The sequence below is a fragment of the Aquaspirillum sp. LM1 genome (assembly GCF_002002905.1).
Classification (GTDB): Bacteria; Pseudomonadota; Gammaproteobacteria; order Burkholderiales; family Aquaspirillaceae; genus Rivihabitans.
The window spans coordinates 607909-625119 of sequence record NZ_CP019509.1; the positions used below are offsets into that span (position 1 = coordinate 607909).

Below are 17211 nucleotides of genomic sequence, written 5' to 3' on the forward strand. Positions count from 1 at the left end.
GTCATATGGCCCCGCCGGTTCAACCGGTGGGGCTTATCGCTTGGGGCATGCGGCTTACGTGGCTTCGTCTGCTTCATCGCCCCGTACCGATGGCACCAGCGAATGTAATCTGGGCAGTGTCACCGGCCAGCGCAGCACAAAACACGCCCCGCCCAGCGCCGATGCCTGCACGCTGGCCTGACCGCCATGCCAGCCCATGATCCGGCGCACAATCGCCAGCCCCAGGCCATAGCCGCCGGTACGCCGGTTGCGGCTGTGGTCCAGCCGCACAAAGGGCTCGAACACCCGCTCGCGTTCTGCTTCGGGAATGCCGGGGCCGTTGTCTTCCACTTCAATCCACCAGTGCTGGCCATCGCAGCCCAGCGTCACCGCCACCTCGCCCTGGCCGTAGCGGGCGGCGTTGCGCAACAGATTGGACAGCGCCCGCTCCAGATAAAACCCGTCCACCTCGGCCTGCTGATCATGCAGGCTGGCCGGGGTGGGGCGCAGGGTGTAGCACACCTGGGGGAAGTCTTCGCCATGCCGGGCCAGCACCTCGTTCAGCCACGGCCACAGGGTCAGGCGCTCGGGGTGCAGCAGGTCGTGGCCCTGATCCAGCCGGGAATACAGCAGCAGCTCTTCAATCATCCGGTCGATGCTGCTGATGTCGCGGTCCATCGCTTCACGGGCATCGTCGGCCACGCCGTCTTCCAGCATGGCCAGCCGATAGCGCAGCCGGGCAATCGGCGTGCGCAGCTCGTGCGACACCGCGTCCAGCAGTTCGCGCCGCGACTGGATCAGCGATTGCAGATTATCGGCCATGGTGTTGATGGTGCTGCCCAGCTCGGCCACGCCGGAGTCGTCGGGCAGGCTGGCGCGGGCGTCCAGATTGCCCGCCCCCAGCTGGCGCGCCACCCGCTTGAGGTGCATCAGTTGCCGCCAGAGCGGGCGCATCCAGGCAAAGGCGGGCACGCCCAGAAACAGGGCGGCCAGGCCCAGCATCAGGTAGTCGAACGACTGGATTTCATGCAGAAAATACAGATAATCCACCGGGCCCAAGGTGAGCATATAGCCGGTTTCTGGCACCCGCTGCAAAAACTGGTAAGTCTCGGCCAGCATGACAATATCGCCATCGGCCAGCGCGGCGCGGTTGTCGGCGCTCAGTTCGTAGGTGTCCAGCGGCTCAACCTTGATCGGGTAGGGCAGCGACAGCCCCAGGGTATCCAGCCGGGCATTCCACTGGTCCACTGGTTCTTCGCTCAGGGTGGTTTGCAGCAGGCTGACGGTGGCGCGAAAAATATCGTTCAGGTAGCGGTCGCTGACCTTGTCCACCACCTGGCCGTAAATGGCCCCGGCCAGGGCAATGGCACCGATAAAGCTGATGACCAGGGTGAGGTAAAACTGGATGAAAATCCGCCGCATCAGCTGTCCCAGCCGGAGCGGACAAACAGGTAGCCCCGATTGCGCACGGTTTTGATCTTGTGCGGCTCGTTAGGATCGTCGCCGAGTTTTTTGCGCAGCCGCGACACCGCCACGTCGATGCTGCGGTCCAGCCCGTCGTACTCCACCCCGCGCAGCGCCTTGAGCAGCGCATCGCGCGACAGGGTTTCCCCGGCCTGGCTGGCCAGCAGCCAGAGCAGGTCGAAGTCGCTGGTGGACAGCACCACGCTGTGGCCATCCAGTTTGACATCACGGTTGGCGGCGTCGATCACCAGTCGGCCAAAATGCAACACCTGGCTCAGCGCTGGCGTGGCTGGCCGGCTGCCAGCGATGGTCTGCGGCTCGTGCTGGCGCAGCTGGGCGCGGATACGCGCCAAGAGCACTGCCGGCGGCGTGGTTTTTACCACATAGTCGTTGGCACCGAGCTCCAGCCCGAGCACCTGGTTCATGTCGCTGCCCACCGAGGTCAGCAGGATGATGGGCCGGGTAAACGCCGGGCGCAGATCGCGGCAGATCGACAGGCCATCCTTGCCGGGCAGCATGATGTCCAGCAGCAGCAGGTCGGGGTCGTGTTCGGCAATCGCCGCCTCGACGGTGTCGCCACGGTCGATATGGTGAATCAGGAACCCGTTGCGGGTGAGGAATTCGCCAATCAGCTTGGCCAGTTCAAAGTCATCTTCAACGAACAGGATACGAGGTGACATGATGGGAAATCCCACTCAGTAAAGTCAGGCAAAACGCGCAGTGTAGCGCTGGCGGATGGCCAGGAGAAGGCATGCATCATGCCATCTGGCAGACAATTGCCGCACCTGCACATCGGCGGCTCTCGTCTTGGCTGGCCAATTTGGTTAAAATCAGATGAATCTGTGATTTTTTTCCTTCATCTTCATCATCAAGAAGCTACAAGCAATGGCTCTTATCGTTCAGAAATACGGCGGCACTTCGGTGGGCTCGACAGAGCGCATCAAGAACGTCGCCCGGCGCGTGGCCAAATGGCATGCCCAAGGCCATCAAGTGGTGGTCGTGGTATCGGCCATGAGCGGCGAAACCAATCGCCTGATTGGCCTGGCCCGCGAAATCCAGTCGACTCCCGATCCGCGTGAGCTGGATGTGATTGCATCCACCGGCGAACAGGTCACCATCGGCTTGCTGTCGATGGCCCTGAAGGCCATTGGCGTGGACGCCATCAGCTACACCGGCTGGCAAATGCCGATGGCCACCGACAATGCCTACACCAAGGCCCGCATTCAGTCGATCGAAGACAAGCGCATGCGCGCCGACCTCGACGCCGGGCGCGTGGTGGTGGTGGCCGGTTTCCAGGGTATCGACGAATCCGGCAGCATCACCACGCTGGGCCGTGGCGGTTCCGATACCTCGGCAGTGGCGATTGCCGCCGCGCTGAAGGCTGACGAATGCCAGATCTACACCGACGTGGATGGCGTGTACACCACCGACCCGCGTGTGGTGCCCGAAGCGCGCAAGCTGTCCACCATCACCTTTGAAGAAATGCTGGAAATGGCCAGCCTGGGCTCTAAGGTGTTGCAAATCCGCTCGGTGGAATTCGCCGGCAAGTACAAGGTCAAGCTCCGTGTCCTCTCCAGCTTTGAAGAAGAAGGCGAAGGCACGCTGATTACGTTTGAGGAAGACGAAAAAATGGAAAAAGCAGCAGTCGCCGGCATCGCCTTTGACCGCAACGAAGCACGCATCAACGTCAAGGGTGTGCCGGACAAGCCGGGCATTGCCTACCAGATTCTGGGCCCGGTGGCTGACGCCAATATCGAAGTGGACATGATCATCCAGAACATGGGTGAATCCGGCACCACCGACTTTTCGTTTACCGTGCCGCGTGGCGAATACCAGAAGGCGCTGACCATCCTGCGCGATGTGCAAACCCATGTTGGCGCGGCCAAAGTGGACGGAGACGACAAGATTGCCAAGGTGTCCATCGTGGGCGTGGGCATGCGCTCGCACACCGGCATTGCCTCCACCATGTTCCGCACCCTGGCCGAAGAAGGCATCAACATCCAGATGATCTCCACCTCGGAAATCAAGGTGTCGGTGCTGATCGACGAAAAGTATCTGGAACTGGGCGTGCGCGTGCTGCACAAGGCATTTGGCCTGGACCAGCCGCAATAATACGTCACACCGCTTGACAGAAGCCGCGCACCTGCGTATAGTTCGCGGCTCTGGACGGAGAAATGGCCGAGTGGTCGAAGGCACTTCCCTGCTAAGGAAGCATACGGGCTTAAACCTGTATCGAGGGTTCGAATCCCTCTTTCTCCGCCAAACCGCGCACCCGTAGCTCAGTTGGATAGAGTATCTGGCTACGAACCAGAGGGTCGGGCGTTCGAATCGCTCCGGGTGCGCCACCGATGTCCCCATCGTCTAGAGGCCTAGGACACCGCCCTTTCACGGCGATAACCGGGGTTCGAATCCCCGTGGGGACGCCAGTTTTGAAAAGCCTGCGCTTGCGCAGGCTTTTTTCATGTCCGCTTTTCGGCTGTGAGCCGGCGCGCAACCCCACAAAAACACCGCACACCATACTCAGCGTGAAGTCGAAGCACCCCCCTGCTGGCGGCATCGTGGGTATCGACATGGGCATTGCCCGTTTTTCCACCCTGAGCGATGGTTCGTCTCTCGAACCACTGCACACCTGTCTTAAAGACTGGCGAGCGTAAGCGAGAGGGCAGGGGAGGATGTCAAGGCTTACTTGGCCGCCTGTCCCAGCTGGAACCGGCCAATGGCCTGATCCAGCTGGTGGGCCACCGTGGTCAGGCCATCGCCCAGCCCGGCCACCGAGGCGGCAGTGTCTCCGGCACGGCGCGAAAGCCCGGCCAGATGGCTGACCTGCTGGCTGGCATGCTCGCCGGCCTCGCGCTGTTCGTGGGTGGCGTCGGCAATGCTGTCCACCTGCACAAACGCCTGCTCGGCCTGCTGTTGCAGGGTGTGCAACTGCTCGACAAAGGCATCGGCGGCGTCTTTTTCTGTGGCCACCTGCCCGGCCAGCAACTGAATATCGTCCACCGTGCGCTGGGTATCGTGCTGCACCGCGTCGATCTGCCGGGTAATTGCCAGCGTAGCCTGTGCGGTTTTTTCCGCCAGCTTGCGCACCTCGTCGGCCACCACGGCAAAGCCGCGCCCGGATTCACCGGCGCGGGCGGCTTCAATCGCCGCATTCAGCGCCAGCAGATTGGTCTGGTCGGCAATATCATGAATGGTGGCCACCACCTGGCCGATTTCGCTGGCGCGCTGATTCAGCTGGGTGACGCCGGCCACGCTGGCCTGCAAGCGGGTTTCCAGATGGTGCAGGCCCTCGACCGTGCGGCTGGCCATATTCACCCCAGCCCCGGCCACCTGGGCGGTGTGCTCGGCCAGTTCGCGCACGGCACCGGCGCGCTCGGAGATTTCGGCAATGCCCTGGCTGATTTGCGCCACCGCCTCGGCCACTCCGCTGGCGTGGCCAATCTGGGTCTGGCTGCTGGCCAGTGAGGCATCGGCGGCGCTGCTCAGCTGATGGGCGCTGCTGCCCACCTGGCCGGCGCTGGCGCGCACTGCGTGCAGCGCCTCGCGCATGACCGCCAGCAACTGGTTGAACGCCCGCACCGTGTCGGCTACTTCATCGCGGCCTTGCACCGGCAAGTCCTGATCCAGCTGCAGCGAGCGGGCAATGGTCTGCATCTCGCCACGCAGCGCCAGTAGCGGGCGGCGGATCGAACGCTCAGCCAGCCATAACAGCCCAATGGCCAGCAACACCGCACCTGCCACCAGCACCAGCAAGGTGGCCACCACCTGGTCACGCAGGGCGGCAAATTTGCCGGCCATGCTGCGCATGCGGCTGGCCACCTGCTGTTCGGCCTGCTGGAACAGCATTTCTGCCGCGTGTGCCGCTGCCTTGCCTGTGCTCAGTGCGGCATTGGCTTCGGCGGCAGAGGCAAACACCGGCTGGCCCAGCTGGGCGTGCAACTGCTCCAGCTGCGGCACATAGCCCTGGGCCAGATGCTGGCGAATCTGGGCAATCTGCTGGCGGCCCTCGGCGCTGGCCAGCGCATCGGCCTGGTCCAGCGCCTGGTTAAGCTGCTGGTGTTCGCCCTGCCATTTGCTGAAATAATCGTTAACCTTGCCCGGCTCGCGCAGCTGAATCAGCATGTCTTTTTCAAACCGGCGCATATTGGACAGGCGGGTGTGCGCTGCCTGTAGCGCCACGCTCAGCCCGAGGTCGCGCTGGGCCAGTTCGCCTGCCAGCGCCGATTGCCGGTACACCCCTTGCACCCCGGCACCGGCAATCAGCAGCATCAGGGCAATCAGCAGGGAAAAAAACACCATCAGGCGGGTGCGTAGCGACAACAGGGCAAGAATGGGCATACTGGCGTTTTCCTGGGGGGAGAAAGGCAAATCCGTCCTGTTTCACCCTGCTGGCCGCAGGGCCGGGGGCATGGCAGACAGGCAGTCCGCCGCGCATGGTAGAGACTTGCCATGACGATACCGTTAAGATTTCATGAAAATTCACCTGATGGTCATCCTGGCGTCGGGGGAATGCGCTATGCTGCAATGCAATAAACGCCGCGCACAACCCTCCTGTGCCTTGCCATGCACCTTTGTCTGCGCCAGCACGCCTGGCCAGGCGCGCTGCGCGGGGGGTTTGTGAGCCGCGCTAAACGTTTGCCCTGACACCGGGTTTATCTGGAGTAGTATTGATTGATGACCGCCGCCACTGCCTCTGTCCAAAATCGTCCGCCCCGTATTGCCGTGATCGGTGGGGGGCTGGCTGGCCTGGCGGCGGCCTGGCATGCCGAGGCGGCGGGGTTTCGGGTGCGGGTGTTTGAAGCCGGCAGTCGCCCCGGCGGGCCGGCGCTGGGCTGGCGCGATGGCCCGCGCCTGTTTGAATACACCCCCAGCCTGCTTGAGCTGGACGCGCCGCTGCTGGCGTGGATTGCCTCGCTGGGCCTGGGCCCGGCCCTGCACCCGGCGCTGCCGGTGGCGCGACGCCAGCTGGTGTTGCGCCAGGGCCGCTATATGCCGCTGATGGATACCCCGCTGGCGTTCATGCTCAGCCGCCGGGTCGACCGTGAGAGCAAGCACAGCGTCCTGCGCCAGTCGCTGGGCCTGCTGCGCCGTTCACCGCCGGTGCTGCCGGATGAGGTGGCACCCAGGGTGCGCCAGATTCTGGGCGACTGGTTCAACGACTACATGGTGGCCCCGTGGCTGGCCGCCAGCCAGGGCGCTGACGCCGAATCCGCCTGGATGGCGCTGGCGCTGGCCGATGTGGCCGACACCAGCAGCCGGCTGGCGCTGGCCCGGCAGCTGTACGCGCTGCGCCAGATACCGTGCCATGGCTTTCGCCATGGCCTGGACACACTGACCGACACCCTGTCGGCGCGGGTGGACGTGCGACTCAACCAGCCGGTTGGTGCGCTGATTCGCCGGGCGCACGGCTGGTGCGTGGTCACCGGCATGGAAACCTTCGAGGCTGATCTGGTGATTCTGGCCGTGTCGGCGCGGGAAGCGGCGCTATTGCTGGCCCCCAGTTTTTCGCAAATTGCCGCCAGCCTGGCTGCCGTGCGCTACAGCCCGATGATTCATGTGCATTCGGTGTACGCCCGCGAGGATGTGGCCCACCGCCTGCGTGCTGGCGGTGCCTGGCATCCGCAGGTAGAGCATCCGTTTGCGCTGGGCGTGGAGTTTGTCAGCGCGCAGCTGGCACACCGCGCTGCCGACGATGAAGTGTTGCTGTGCGCCCGTCTGGGCGGCATGACTCAGCCGGAACGCATGGGGCTGGACGATGCCGTGCTCGGCCTGCTGCTGGACAGCGAACTCGATGGCCTGCTCGGCATCCAGGCCGCCCCGCTGGCCCGGCATATCCACCGCCAGCGCCACGCCTTTCCTCACCCCGACGCCGCGCTGGCCCGCGCCCGCCAGCACCTGCCCGGCCTGGGCCACGCCCGGGTGCTGGTGGCATCGGACTGGGCTGCCGGCGCTGGCCCGGTGGCGGTGCTGCGCCACGCCATGCACTTGCCAGCGCAGGTGCGGGCCACGTTGAACAGCCCACAGGTGCTGATCGAAGAAGTGTAAGCAAGCCCTTGCGCCTTGCTCATTCATGCCGCCCGTTCCGTCCGCAGGGGACCCCGACGGTGGATGGTGCGTGGGGGGCTGGGTTGCCAAGGGGATTTGGCTGATATCAAGCCGCCTATCGCTAAGAAAATGCTGAAAAAATTGTCATTCCCGCGAAAGTTGGAATGCAAAATGCTGATTTTACTGAGTAAATCAGCACATCCCGCCTAACGCATCTCGAACCATTCCTGATGAAAGCGCTGGGCCGGTAACCCTTGCGCCTGCAGTTCTTCCCGCAGCATGCGGCCAAAGCTGGCCGGGCCGCAAAACCACACATCGGCGTGGCACCAGTCCGGAATCAGTGCCTGCAGCCGGGCGGTGTTCAGCCGGCCATCGCGGGGTTCCCACAGCAGGTGCAGATTCACCCGCGCGCGGTCAGCGTCGCGCTGCAGGCGTGCGATCATGGCCGGGTCGTGCTCTGCCGTGGCATAAAACAGATCAATCGCTTTGCCGTCGTGGTGTGCCGCCAGCGCCTGCAGCCGGGCCAGGAACGGGGTGATGCCGATGCCGCCGCCCACCCAGATTTGCCGATGCGCATCGCCGGCAAAGGTAAACCGCCCGTACGGCCCTTCCACTTGCACCGCATTGCCCACCTTCAGCCGGGTGGCCAGCGTAGCGGTGTAGTCGCCCAGCGCCTTGACCACAATGCTCAGGCGCGGTTCATCTGCTTGCCAGGCCGACGCCAGGGTAAAGGGGTGCGCGCCCTCGTCGGGGTGAAAGGTGAAAAATGCAAACTGTCCAGCCTGATGGCCTGGCCAGCCCGGCTGCAATTGCAGGTCAATGCTGAGCGCGTTTAGTTCAGGGTGCGCATCCAGCGCGGCAATCCGCCCGCTGACCTTGCTTCCGCCGGCACGCCGCCCCAGCAGCGACATCACCCCGGCCACACAGCCCAGGCCGATCAACCCTGCCAGCAGCCCGCCCACTGGCGTTTGCCAGTATTCAAACTTGACCAACACGATGGCATGAAACACCAATGCCAGATACGCCAGCGAAATCCAGCGATGGGTTTGCACAAAGCGGCGATAGGGAAACCATTTGATCAGTGCCAGCGCCATCAGTGCCGCCGCCGCATAGAATGCCCATTCGCCCACGGCTTCGGCCAGGCCGCGTTGCTGGGCAAGCAGCTGTTGCCACGAACCGGGCTCCAGTGGTGGGCGTGGCTTGCGGGCGGGGCGTTCCAGCCAGCCCAGCCCTACCAGCCATTTTGGCCCTTTGGCCAGCAGCCAGTGAGCAATGGAAATGACCAGGCCGCTGATGCCCAGCCATTTATGCAGCCGGTACAGTTTGTCCAGTCCGCCCAGCGGTGCTTCCAGCAGGCGTGGGCGCATGGCCAGCAGCATGGCCAGGCTCATCACGCCGATGCCGAGCACGCCGCTGTATTGCATCAGCACGCCGCGCCAGGCAAAGAAGCCATCCAGACTGGCCAGGGGGGTGGGGTCGCTTAGCAGCCAGAAGCCCGTGAGCAGGGCCAGGTAAAGCCAGAGTGTGTAGGTCAGGGTTTTCATCGGGAAATCTCGGTAAACAGCCTTGCGGGCAGGATATTCCGCCAGTTATCTTTCCAGCAAGATAATTGGTGGTGTTTTACTTTTTGTTACTTGCCTGATACACAGGGTAAGAAATGCTTTGATAGTGAGACTCAGTGCTGAATTAACCCACAAGGAAACTGACTATGCCCACGCTAGATTAATCCCGTTGGGATGTCACGCTGGATGATGAGGTTGTGCCGTTGTTTTTACCGCTGCAATGGGCGCAGGCGCGTTCACTGGCTGGCATGCGGCCATCGCTGGAAAAATACGCATTGTCCGAGGCCGAATTTGACCTGTTGGCTACCCTGCGCAATGCCGAGGTGCCACACACGCTCACGCCATCGCAGCTGCTGGCGCGCATGGTGCTGACCTCGGGTGGACTGAGCAAGGTCATGGCGCAGCTGGAAACCCGTGGGCTGATCCGGCGTTTGCAGTCGGCACAGGATTTGCGCATCAAGCCGGTGCAGCTCAGTGCGGCGGGCCGGGCGCTGATCGAGACAGCGATGGTTGAAACCGTGGCCGCTACCCGGGCATGGTTGCGGGCGACGCTGCGTCCCGAGGCGCTGGGCCAGCTGACCACCTTACTGGCCAAACTGGCTGAATCGGGTGCTGATGAGAAAAAATCCGCTTGAATTCACCATAAAATCTGACTATTTCAGGAAAATTTACACAGACCTTGCGAATGGCTTTCAGGGTGTGATGGCGTTGTCCGGATCGGGTATGATGTTTTTTTTAAATCATTCAAACGAATGATTTTTTATCGGCGCAGGTCAGGATGCTGACCCTATCTACTGTTTACTCAGTGGCAGGGGATGTTCGTTTCTGCTGAGCGCCAAAAAAATCACCTGCTATTTGGTTGCGGAGAAATAGAACTTCATCATGGGAATACGCACTTTCTTTACCGGCATGCTTGCCATCATGTTTCTGCTGGGCACGGTGCCGTTTGGCGTCAGTTATTTTGATGCGCAGGCCCGCCATCGCGCCACCGAAACCCTGCAGCAGCAAAAACGCTATAACGACGCCATCATGGCGGTGGGCCTGCAGATTCGCGGCATTCAAAATGCCTTTATCCGCGTTGCGCTGGCGCAAGCGGATGACGGGCCAGACATGTCGGCGTTGCGCCAGACGCTGGTCAGCCGCACCCAGGCGCTGGACGCGCTGCTGGCCGAGGCGGACGCCTGTTTCAGCACGGCGTTTGCCGAACAGGGCAATGGCCGCGAGCGAGACAATTTCCAGCGCTTCATGCACAGTGCCAGGGCCTACCAGAAGGTCATTGGCCAGGTGGCGCACACCAATGATTTTTCCACGCCCAGCATTGATGGCGTGGCACCCTTCATCAATGCCGCGCTGGCTGAAGTGGGTAAGGAGGTCAAGGCCAGCAATGGCCTGATTGCCGACGCCAGCCAACGTCTGCTGGCGCAAGGCCAGCAGTATCAGGCCATTTATATGGCTGTCAATGGTGTGATCCTGGCGGGGATTGTGCTGGCTTTCGTGCTGATGCAGCGACGGATCTTTCGTCCGCTCAATGTGGCCTTGCGCGCCATCGAGCGAGTCAAATCCGGCGATTTGCGCATCGAGATTCATGGTTCGGCTTCCGACGAAATTTCCCGCCTGCTGCGCGCCATTGGCGAAATGGCCAGCGAACTGAGCGCGCTGATCCGCAAGATCAATAGCGATGCTCGACGTCTGCACGAAAATTCTGAATCCATCCATGGCGTGCTGGCCGGGGTGATGGGCGCAGCGGCAGAGCAGGCCGATGCCACCCTCAGCATGGCCGGGGCCATCCATCAGCTGTCGCAGTGCAGCGCCCATATTGCCGAGCGGGCCGCCGACACCGAGCAATCTTCCTCCGATTCCGCCTGTGTGTCGCGTCAGGCCACTGAACAGTTGAACCTGGCCAATGACACCATTCACCGCATTGCCGAATCCGTTTCGGTGGCGGCTCGCCAGATTGGCGCGCTGAATGAACGCGCCGGGTTGATTTCCAATATTGCCTCGGTGATCAAGGATATTGCCGGCCAGACCAATCTGCTGGCGCTCAACGCTGCCATTGAGGCCGCCCGCGCCGGCGAACAGGGACGCGGCTTTGCCGTGGTGGCCGATGAAGTGCGCAAGCTGGCTGAGCGCACCGCCAGTGCCACCGGCGAAATTGAACAGATGATTGCCGGTATTCAGTGCGACACCGGCAGTGCCTTCGACACCATGGTGCAGATTCTGCCCAATGTGGAGCGTGGCAAGCAGCTGACCAGCGCCGCCACTGCCGCGCTGGCCGCCATCCAGAACGGCGCACAGCACACCCAGAGCCAGATTCAGGAAATCAGCTCGGCCATTCGCGAACAGCGCTCGGCCAATGCCTCGCTGGCGGGCAAGGTGGACGTGGTGGCGCGGATGGCTGAACAGACTTCTGCCGCCAGCCGCAGCTCAGCCGACACCGCCAGCCAGCTGCGCGTCATGGCCAGCGAGCTGAAAACCAAGGCATGTTATTTTGTAGTGTAACCTACTGAAAGATAAAAATAATGAAGGTACAGAACAGAATCCTGATTCTGGTGGTGACCGTCCTGGTGAGCATGGGGCTGATTGCGGCCATTTCGCTGTCGGTCCTGCGTTCGAACATGATGAGCGAGCGTCAGAACCAGCTGGCTACGCTGGTCGAGCTGGGCAAGGCAACCGTTGCCTACTTCCAGAAAATGGAAGCGGATGGCTCCTTGAGCACAGAGGAAGCGCAAAAGCGCGCCAAGCAAGCCATTTCGGCCTTTCACAAGAGCGACCGTTATCTTTGGGTGCGGGATAACGGCAATGATGTCAACCTGGTGCATCCTGACCCCAAACGGGTGAACAAGGCTGATGCGGATGCCAGGAAAAAGGGGGATGAATACCGAAACGCCATGCAGGGCGCGGAGGTTGGGTTTCTGTTTTCGCAGGGCACCCGTCCGGGCGTCGAGGGTCATGTCAGCAAGATTTACGCCGTGACACTGTTTGGTCCGTGGAACTGGATCATCGGCTATGGCGGCTATCTGAACGATATCGACACGGTATTCTGGCAACGCGCCAGCATCATGCTGGCCGTTGGCGGTGCCATCTTCATCCTGATTGCCTTGCTGGCCTGGCGCATGTCCACGGTCATTCTCGGCCAGCTGGGTGGCGAACCACAGTACGCCGCTGAAATTGCACAGCAGATCGCCCAGGGCAACCTGTCGCGGGAGATTTCCTGCAAAGGGGCTGCTGGCAGCTTGCTGGGGTCGATGAACCAGATGCAGCACGGTTTGCGCAAACTGGTCGGGCATTTCAGCCAGGCGTCGGAACTGCTGGCGTCGGCAAGCGCAGAACTGTCTCATCAGGTGTCCTTGCTGGGCCGCAGTGCCAGCAGCACGTCTGCCGCTGCGTCGTCGACAGCTGCCGCCGTGGAACAGATGACCGTCAGCATTGACCAGATTTCTGACAATGCGCGCGAAACCGAGCAATTCTCCAGCGATGCCTCCACGCTGGCCACCCAAGGGGAACAACTGGTCAGCGAGACGGCAGACGAGGTGCGCCAGGTGGCGCAAGCCGTCAGCCAGGCGGCTGACAATATCCGCCTGCTGGCTGAGCGTTCGCGCGAGATCGACGGCGCCAGCACGATTATCAAGGACATTGCCGACCAGACCAACCTGCTGGCGCTGAATGCGGCGATTGAGGCCGCCCGCGCCGGTGAACAGGGACGCGGCTTTGCCGTGGTGGCCGACGAGGTGCGCAAACTGGCCGAGCGCACTGCCCGGGCCACCGATGGCATCAATCTCACCATCCGTGGTGTGCTGGCCGACACTGAACAGGCTGCCGCGCATATGGATGGCGTGCGCCATCAGGTCAGAAGCAGCGTCGAGCGCGCTGAGCTGGCTGCCACTTCGCTGCGTGAGATTCGCGGCCGGGTGGGGGCTGCGCTGGGCAAAACGCGTGATGTGGCCAGTGCCGCACAGGAGCAAAGCCTGGCAAGCAACAGCATTGCCGGCAATGTGGAGCAAATTGCCCAAAGGGTGGATGAGTCGAATGCGGCAGTTGAGCAGGTCAGCGATCAGGTCATGCGCCTGAATGTGCTGGCGGCAGAGCTGCGTGCCACGGCGATGCGCTTCACGCTTTAGTAGTCGTCAGTCACCCTAATAGCCAGTCACGATGATATGAAGCAAATGACTGGCAGCTAGACCGCTTTCGGCATGCGTTTCACCTGACGTGTCGTTCCCGCGCAGGCGGGAACCCAGGCGCTGGCTGGACTACACCGGGCGCACGATGTCGTCGTTCCCGCGCAGGCGGGAACCCAGACCGCGCTACAGCGTGTGCGGTGGGTGTTGAGCGTTGTCGGATAGTTCGCGCGCTGTGGATGCCTCTGGATTCCCGCCTGCGCGGGAATGACGCGGTGGGGTGCGGCGGATGGTTCGCTGTGTCAAATCAAGATGTTGTGTTGAAATAAATAAAGCAAGACATCCGACGTCGGCTTGCTCGCAGGCACCCTCGTGTTTCAACGTGACTGGCGACTAATATGAACCGATGATTGGCACAGATACCCAAGGTCAGCGCGCTCGCCTGCACGCAGGTATTTCAACGGGACGGCGACTTGACCGCTTTGGGCATGAATCTCACCCGACTTGTCGTTCCCGCGCAGGCGGGAACCCAGACCACGCCACAGCGTACGCCGTGGGCATGTGGCGGTCGTGAGCGCACCCCCCGATGCACGCTGTGGATGCTCCTGGATTCCCGCCTGCGCGGGAATGACGGGATAGGCGCGGAAGACAGTTCGCTGTGGCAAAGTAAGGTTTTGTTTTAATAGAAATTAAACCGAGGTGCCCGGTATAAACTTGCTCGTATGAACCCTTGTGTTTCAACGTGACTGACAACTAGGGAAACGCTGAACCAATCGTCACCCCCGCGAAGGCGGGCGTCCAGGCGTTTGATTTTACTGGGTTTTGCTTTTTACAACGGGTATACGCGGTGAGCTGTGCCACAAAACCATGCAGCGGCACGACATTGACATCCTCATCCTTGAGCGTCTGCTGCAAGGGATGGACTGGCGCATCCGCCAGCCAAGCCATTTCCGTGCTGTTGCGCCACTCAGTCAGCAGCTTGCACAGTCCTGCGTAGCCGAGCTTCTTCTCGCCCTGCTCGTAGCGCGCTTTCTGCAATGCCAGCGCCTTGTTGAAGACGAACCGGCACGAGCCAGCGAAGCGGCGCATTTGCCGCGCTTGCTGGCCGTCTGGCATCAGGGCGAACTTGAAGGCTTGAAGTCGTTGCATACCTCAATCATACAGACACCAAAGGACAGCTGCGCCGTCCGCGCTATCCTTCTCCGCCCTGAACGGCGGGGCTTGCCGCGCACCGGGTCAAGCTGTCGTGCCGCTGGCATTATATGGCTTGGTGGTGCGCAGGCGTTTACGCCGGCAGCTTGACCTGATAACCCGCCTGGTTTTTCGGATGGTTGTCGTTGGTGAACACGCTGCGGTCGTTTTTCAGCACGATGACTTCAAAGAACGGGCGGAAGCGCGCTTCCGAAATGCCAAATGCCGTCAGGAACTTGCCAAACAGCACTTGTTCTTCCGGCTCCGGCTGACCATCGACCAGCGACGAGTCGATCAGGTTAACCAGCATGCACATCTTCTGTGCGTCGCTCAGCAGCGGCGCAGCTTCCTGCAGGAAGGTTTCCAGCGAGTTCTTGCGACGGTATTTCAGTGCCGAATCCAGCAGAGCCTGGTTTTGTGCGCCCACGCCAATGGTGCCGCGACCGTCATCCTGACCGCCCAGCACGCTGAGCAGATGGCCGACTTCTTCATTGTCCATCTCGCCGTCTGCCGACATCATGTACAGCAGCGAGGTGGCAAAGGCCAGATGCGGGGTCATTTTGTCGCCGCTGTCGCTCTTGAACATGTCGAACAAGCCCATGGGGAAATCTCCTTGAATAGTGTGTGTCGTTGGGGAAAACCAGCCGTCGGGTGACGGTGTGCGCTTTGACCACGCGCTCAGTCTGCAAGTTCCGGCATGGAAGGGGCAAACCAGAATGGCCCCGGTGTGTGCCATAAGAAAACCGGCCCGTCGTTGCCGACAGGCCGGTTGGGAATTGGTGCAGGGAGATCGGGCATTCCCCGCCTGATGCCATCCGTTTCTGGGATGGCAGCATCCTACCTGGCTTGTTTTACATTGGCATGAAGCGTATGTGCCAGCAGGATGTCAGGGGGTGGGCGGATGCGGTCAGAAGCGATACTGTGCGCTCAGATAAAAGAACCGGGTGGGCGGGTCTTCCAGTGCGTACATCGACCCCCAGTTGTCCGGGGCCTGGCGGTTGAGCAGATTGTCCACGCCAGCGGCCAGGCTGATCTGTTTGTTGACTTGATACGCCAGCTTGAAGTCGGTCAGGCCGTGGTTGCTGGACAGGTTCACTCCGCGCAGGGTGTTGTGGCTGTTGTAGTAATTGAAGTAATAGCGTCCTTGCAGGTCGGCACGCCAGGCCCCCATTTCTGCGCGCAGGCCGGCGCGGGCAATGCTGCCTGGTCGGCCCGTCAGGCGCTGGCCGCTGCTGTCGTCGCGGGCGCGGATATGTTCGTAGCCGCCAGTCAGCGACCAGCCCGGCAAAAAGCGCCACTGGCCGCTGAGCTCGATGCCCTCAATGGTGGCGCGGCCCACATTGGCGTACACCGAGCGGCTGAGCACGCCGGCGGAGTCGCTGGCCTGGCGGGCTCGCGACACGGTGGTGATCAGGTTGCTGGCGCGGGTGCGGTAGGCAGCAAGCTCCAGGTTCCAATCGTCACGCTGGTAGCCGATGGCGGCCTCCAGGCTGCGGCTTTCTTCCGGAACCAGTGCGTCATTGCCCAGAATCAGGAAGGTGCCACGGCGGAAGGTGGCGTATTGCTCCAGCACGCTGGGTGCGCGAAATGCCTCGCCGTAGCCCAGGCGGAAGCGCCAGTTGGACGGGGTGTATTGCAGCGACAGGCGCGGGGTGGTGGCGTGGCCGAATTCGTTGAAGCTGTCGTAGCGCACGCCCGCCAGCATGTGCAGGTCGGGCAGCAGGGTGAAATCGCCCTGCGCCAGGCCATACTGGTTGCGGCGGTCGCCTTCGCGCGAGGTGTTGTTGGCGACGCGCAGCTGGTCGGTTTGCCGGCCCAGGCCAATGGTCAGCATATGCCGGCCCAGCGGCAGGGTGTAGCGCGCACCCAGCTGGGTTTGCGTGTAGTGGGTGTCTTCAATCAGCGGATAGGCACGGGTGGTCTTGGCGTCGGAACGACCACGCGCCATGTCCACCACCAACTGGCCGGGGCCAATGTCGCCGGTATAGTTCAGCCCGGCGTAGTCGCGGCGCTCTTGCTCGTAGCCCACAAAGCGGGTGAACGGCGCGCTGGCCAGCTGGTCGGGGGCGCGGTCGTTTTGCAGTACGCGCTCCAGCGTCAGTTTGACGGTGTGGCCCGGTGCCACGCGCAGGCCACCATGGTAATTGACGTAGGTTTCATCGCTGCCCTTGAGATCGGCGCGGTAGCTGTTGTCTACCACCCGGTATTCGTCGCGGTTGCGTTGCTCCACGCTCACGCGGTGGGTGACGTTTTCGCCGCCATATTCCACATAGCCCTTCCACAAGTCGGTGTCGCGTGAATTGCCCTGCGACAGCCCGTACAGCAGCGAGGCACCACCGTGCAGGCCGCTATGGTATTTGGGCTGCTTGCTGATGATGTTGATCACCCCACCCGAAGCGTCAGCGCCATACAGCGCCGACATCGGGCCGCGCACGATTTCGATTTGTTCAGTGTCTTCGCTGGAAAACAGGTTCAGGTCGCGCGAGCCGTATTTCTGCGTGCGGCGCAGGCCATCGTACAGAATCAGCGTGCCGCTGCTGGTCATGCCGCGCATGCTGACGGTGGCGTTGGTGGAGGTGCCACGGGTGTCTACCCCCACCGCCTGCTTGAGGTTGTCCACCAGGCTGACGCCGGCGGTGGCGTCCAGGTCGCGGCGGCTGAGCACCTGCACGCTGGCCTGCACATCCTGCACCGGCTGGGCGTAGCTGGCGGCGGTGACCACCACCGGCTTAAGTGAGGTGTCTTCGGCGTGGGCTGCCAGCGAGAAGGCGCTGGCCAGCGCCAGGCACAGTGGCGCGGGGCGGGCAAGCAACATGGGCAAGGACATGATGTCTCCTGAGGTGGTGGGCGCTGGC

The 17211-nt window shown here is 62.1% G+C and carries 13 protein-coding genes and 3 tRNA genes; 9 read left to right on the forward strand and 7 right to left on the reverse strand.

Annotated features, from left to right (window positions below):
* Window positions 1-54 precede the first annotated feature (54 nt).
* Window positions 55-1401 carry a two-component system sensor histidine kinase RstB gene (gene rstB, locus BXU06_RS02745; RefSeq protein ID WP_077296595.1) on the reverse strand — a complete coding sequence of 449 codons (1347 nt, stop codon included), beginning with the start codon at window positions 1399-1401 and terminating at the stop codon, window positions 55-57.
* Entirely contained in the window at window positions 1401-2123 is a 723-nt protein-coding gene (gene rstA, locus BXU06_RS02750) for a two-component system response regulator RstA (protein ID WP_077296597.1), read from the reverse strand. Before rstA ends, rstB begins: the two co-directional genes overlap by 1 nt.
* Window positions 2124-2328: 205 nt before the next feature.
* On the opposite strand from rstA, the gene BXU06_RS02755 reads away from it, so the two are divergent.
* The 5 genes from BXU06_RS02755 to BXU06_RS18340 all read left to right on the forward strand — a co-directional run bounded on the left by BXU06_RS02755 (window position 2329) and on the right by BXU06_RS18340 (window position 4097).
* Complete coding sequence (locus BXU06_RS02755; RefSeq protein ID WP_077296599.1) at window positions 2329-3555, forward strand: aspartate kinase; 1227 nt, start codon at window positions 2329-2331, stop codon at window positions 3553-3555.
* Window positions 3556-3611: 56 nt separating this feature from the next.
* A tRNA-Ser gene (locus BXU06_RS02760) sits at window positions 3612-3705 on the forward strand.
* A gap of 6 nt (window positions 3706-3711) precedes the next feature.
* Window positions 3712-3788, forward strand: a tRNA-Arg gene (locus BXU06_RS02765).
* Window positions 3789-3793: 5 nt separating this feature from the next.
* Window positions 3794-3869: transfer RNA gene (locus BXU06_RS02770), tRNA-Glu, on the forward strand.
* A 99-nt stretch (window positions 3870-3968) separates the two neighbouring features.
* Entirely contained in the window at window positions 3969-4097 is a 129-nt protein-coding gene (locus tag BXU06_RS18340; RefSeq protein WP_256364059.1) for a hypothetical protein, read from the forward strand.
* Between the two features lie 28 nt (window positions 4098-4125).
* Here the strand turns inward: BXU06_RS18340 and BXU06_RS02775 are convergent, their stop codons facing one another.
* The gene (locus BXU06_RS02775) at window positions 4126-5781 is read right to left on the reverse strand and encodes a methyl-accepting chemotaxis protein (RefSeq protein ID WP_077296600.1); all 1656 of its coding nucleotides are present in this window, start codon (window positions 5779-5781) and stop codon (window positions 4126-4128) included.
* Window positions 5782-6117: 336 nt separating this feature from the next.
* Between BXU06_RS02775 and BXU06_RS02780 the strand changes: the two genes are divergently transcribed.
* A complete protein-coding gene (locus BXU06_RS02780; RefSeq protein WP_077296602.1) occupies window positions 6118-7488 on the forward strand; it encodes an NAD(P)/FAD-dependent oxidoreductase in 1371 nt (456 codons plus the stop codon).
* A gap of 206 nt (window positions 7489-7694) precedes the next feature.
* Here the strand turns inward: BXU06_RS02780 and BXU06_RS02785 are convergent, their stop codons facing one another.
* On the reverse strand, window positions 7695-9032 hold the full coding sequence (locus BXU06_RS02785) for a ferric reductase-like transmembrane domain-containing protein (protein ID WP_077296604.1): 1338 nt from the start codon (window positions 9030-9032) through the stop codon (window positions 7695-7697).
* A gap of 215 nt (window positions 9033-9247) precedes the next feature.
* Here BXU06_RS02785 and BXU06_RS02790 point away from each other — a divergent pair, with 215 nt between their 5' ends.
* The 3 genes from BXU06_RS02790 to BXU06_RS02800 all read left to right on the forward strand — a co-directional run bounded on the left by BXU06_RS02790 (window position 9248) and on the right by BXU06_RS02800 (window position 13168).
* Complete coding sequence (locus BXU06_RS02790; RefSeq protein WP_150125070.1) at window positions 9248-9685, forward strand: MarR family winged helix-turn-helix transcriptional regulator; 438 nt, start codon at window positions 9248-9250, stop codon at window positions 9683-9685.
* A gap of 247 nt (window positions 9686-9932) precedes the next feature.
* A complete protein-coding gene (locus BXU06_RS02795; protein ID WP_077296608.1) occupies window positions 9933-11549 on the forward strand; it encodes a methyl-accepting chemotaxis protein in 1617 nt (538 codons plus the stop codon).
* A gap of 20 nt (window positions 11550-11569) precedes the next feature.
* Window positions 11570-13168, forward strand: a complete 1599-nt coding sequence (locus BXU06_RS02800; RefSeq protein ID WP_077296610.1) for a methyl-accepting chemotaxis protein — start codon at window positions 11570-11572, stop codon at window positions 13166-13168.
* 750 nt (window positions 13169-13918) lie between these two features.
* On the opposite strand, the gene BXU06_RS17810 is transcribed toward BXU06_RS02800, so the two are convergent.
* From BXU06_RS17810 to BXU06_RS02820, 3 genes are all read right to left on the reverse strand, one after another.
* Window positions 13919-14314 (reverse strand): helix-turn-helix domain-containing protein, encoded by a 396-nt coding sequence (locus tag BXU06_RS17810; RefSeq protein WP_216352529.1) that lies wholly within the window; start codon window positions 14312-14314, stop codon window positions 13919-13921.
* Window positions 14315-14450: 136 nt separating this feature from the next.
* Window positions 14451-14957 (reverse strand): TerB family tellurite resistance protein, encoded by a 507-nt coding sequence (locus BXU06_RS02815; protein WP_077296614.1) that lies wholly within the window; start codon window positions 14955-14957, stop codon window positions 14451-14453.
* 306 nt (window positions 14958-15263) lie between these two features.
* Window positions 15264-17183 (reverse strand): TonB-dependent siderophore receptor, encoded by a 1920-nt coding sequence (locus tag BXU06_RS02820; protein WP_077296616.1) that lies wholly within the window; start codon window positions 17181-17183, stop codon window positions 15264-15266.
* Window positions 17184-17211: the final 28 nt, after the last annotated feature.

What these genes read in the sequence shown, in the direction of transcription:
- rstB (WP_077296595.1), bottom strand. Translation starts at nt 1,401, where the DNA reads ATGCGGCGGATTTTCATCCAGTTTTACCTCACCCTGGTCATCAGCTTT.
- rstA (WP_077296597.1), bottom strand. Translation starts at nt 2,123, where the DNA reads ATGTCACCTCGTATCCTGTTCGTTGAAGATGACTTTGAACTGGCCAAG.
- BXU06_RS02755 (WP_077296599.1), top strand. Translation starts at nt 2,329, where the DNA reads ATGGCTCTTATCGTTCAGAAATACGGCGGCACTTCGGTGGGCTCGACA.
- BXU06_RS02775 (WP_077296600.1), bottom strand. Translation starts at nt 5,781, where the DNA reads ATGCCCATTCTTGCCCTGTTGTCGCTACGCACCCGCCTGATGGTGTTT.
- BXU06_RS02780 (WP_077296602.1), top strand. Translation starts at nt 6,118, where the DNA reads ATGACCGCCGCCACTGCCTCTGTCCAAAATCGTCCGCCCCGTATTGCC.
- BXU06_RS02785 (WP_077296604.1), bottom strand. Translation starts at nt 9,032, where the DNA reads ATGAAAACCCTGACCTACACACTCTGGCTTTACCTGGCCCTGCTCACG.
- BXU06_RS02795 (WP_077296608.1), top strand. Translation starts at nt 9,933, where the DNA reads ATGGGAATACGCACTTTCTTTACCGGCATGCTTGCCATCATGTTTCTG.
- BXU06_RS02800 (WP_077296610.1), top strand. Translation starts at nt 11,570, where the DNA reads ATGAAGGTACAGAACAGAATCCTGATTCTGGTGGTGACCGTCCTGGTG.
- BXU06_RS17810 (WP_216352529.1), bottom strand. Translation starts at nt 14,314, where the DNA reads ATGCAACGACTTCAAGCCTTCAAGTTCGCCCTGATGCCAGACGGCCAG.
- BXU06_RS02815 (WP_077296614.1), bottom strand. Translation starts at nt 14,957, where the DNA reads ATGGGCTTGTTCGACATGTTCAAGAGCGACAGCGGCGACAAAATGACC.
- BXU06_RS02820 (WP_077296616.1), bottom strand. Translation starts at nt 17,183, where the DNA reads ATGTCCTTGCCCATGTTGCTTGCCCGCCCCGCGCCACTGTGCCTGGCG.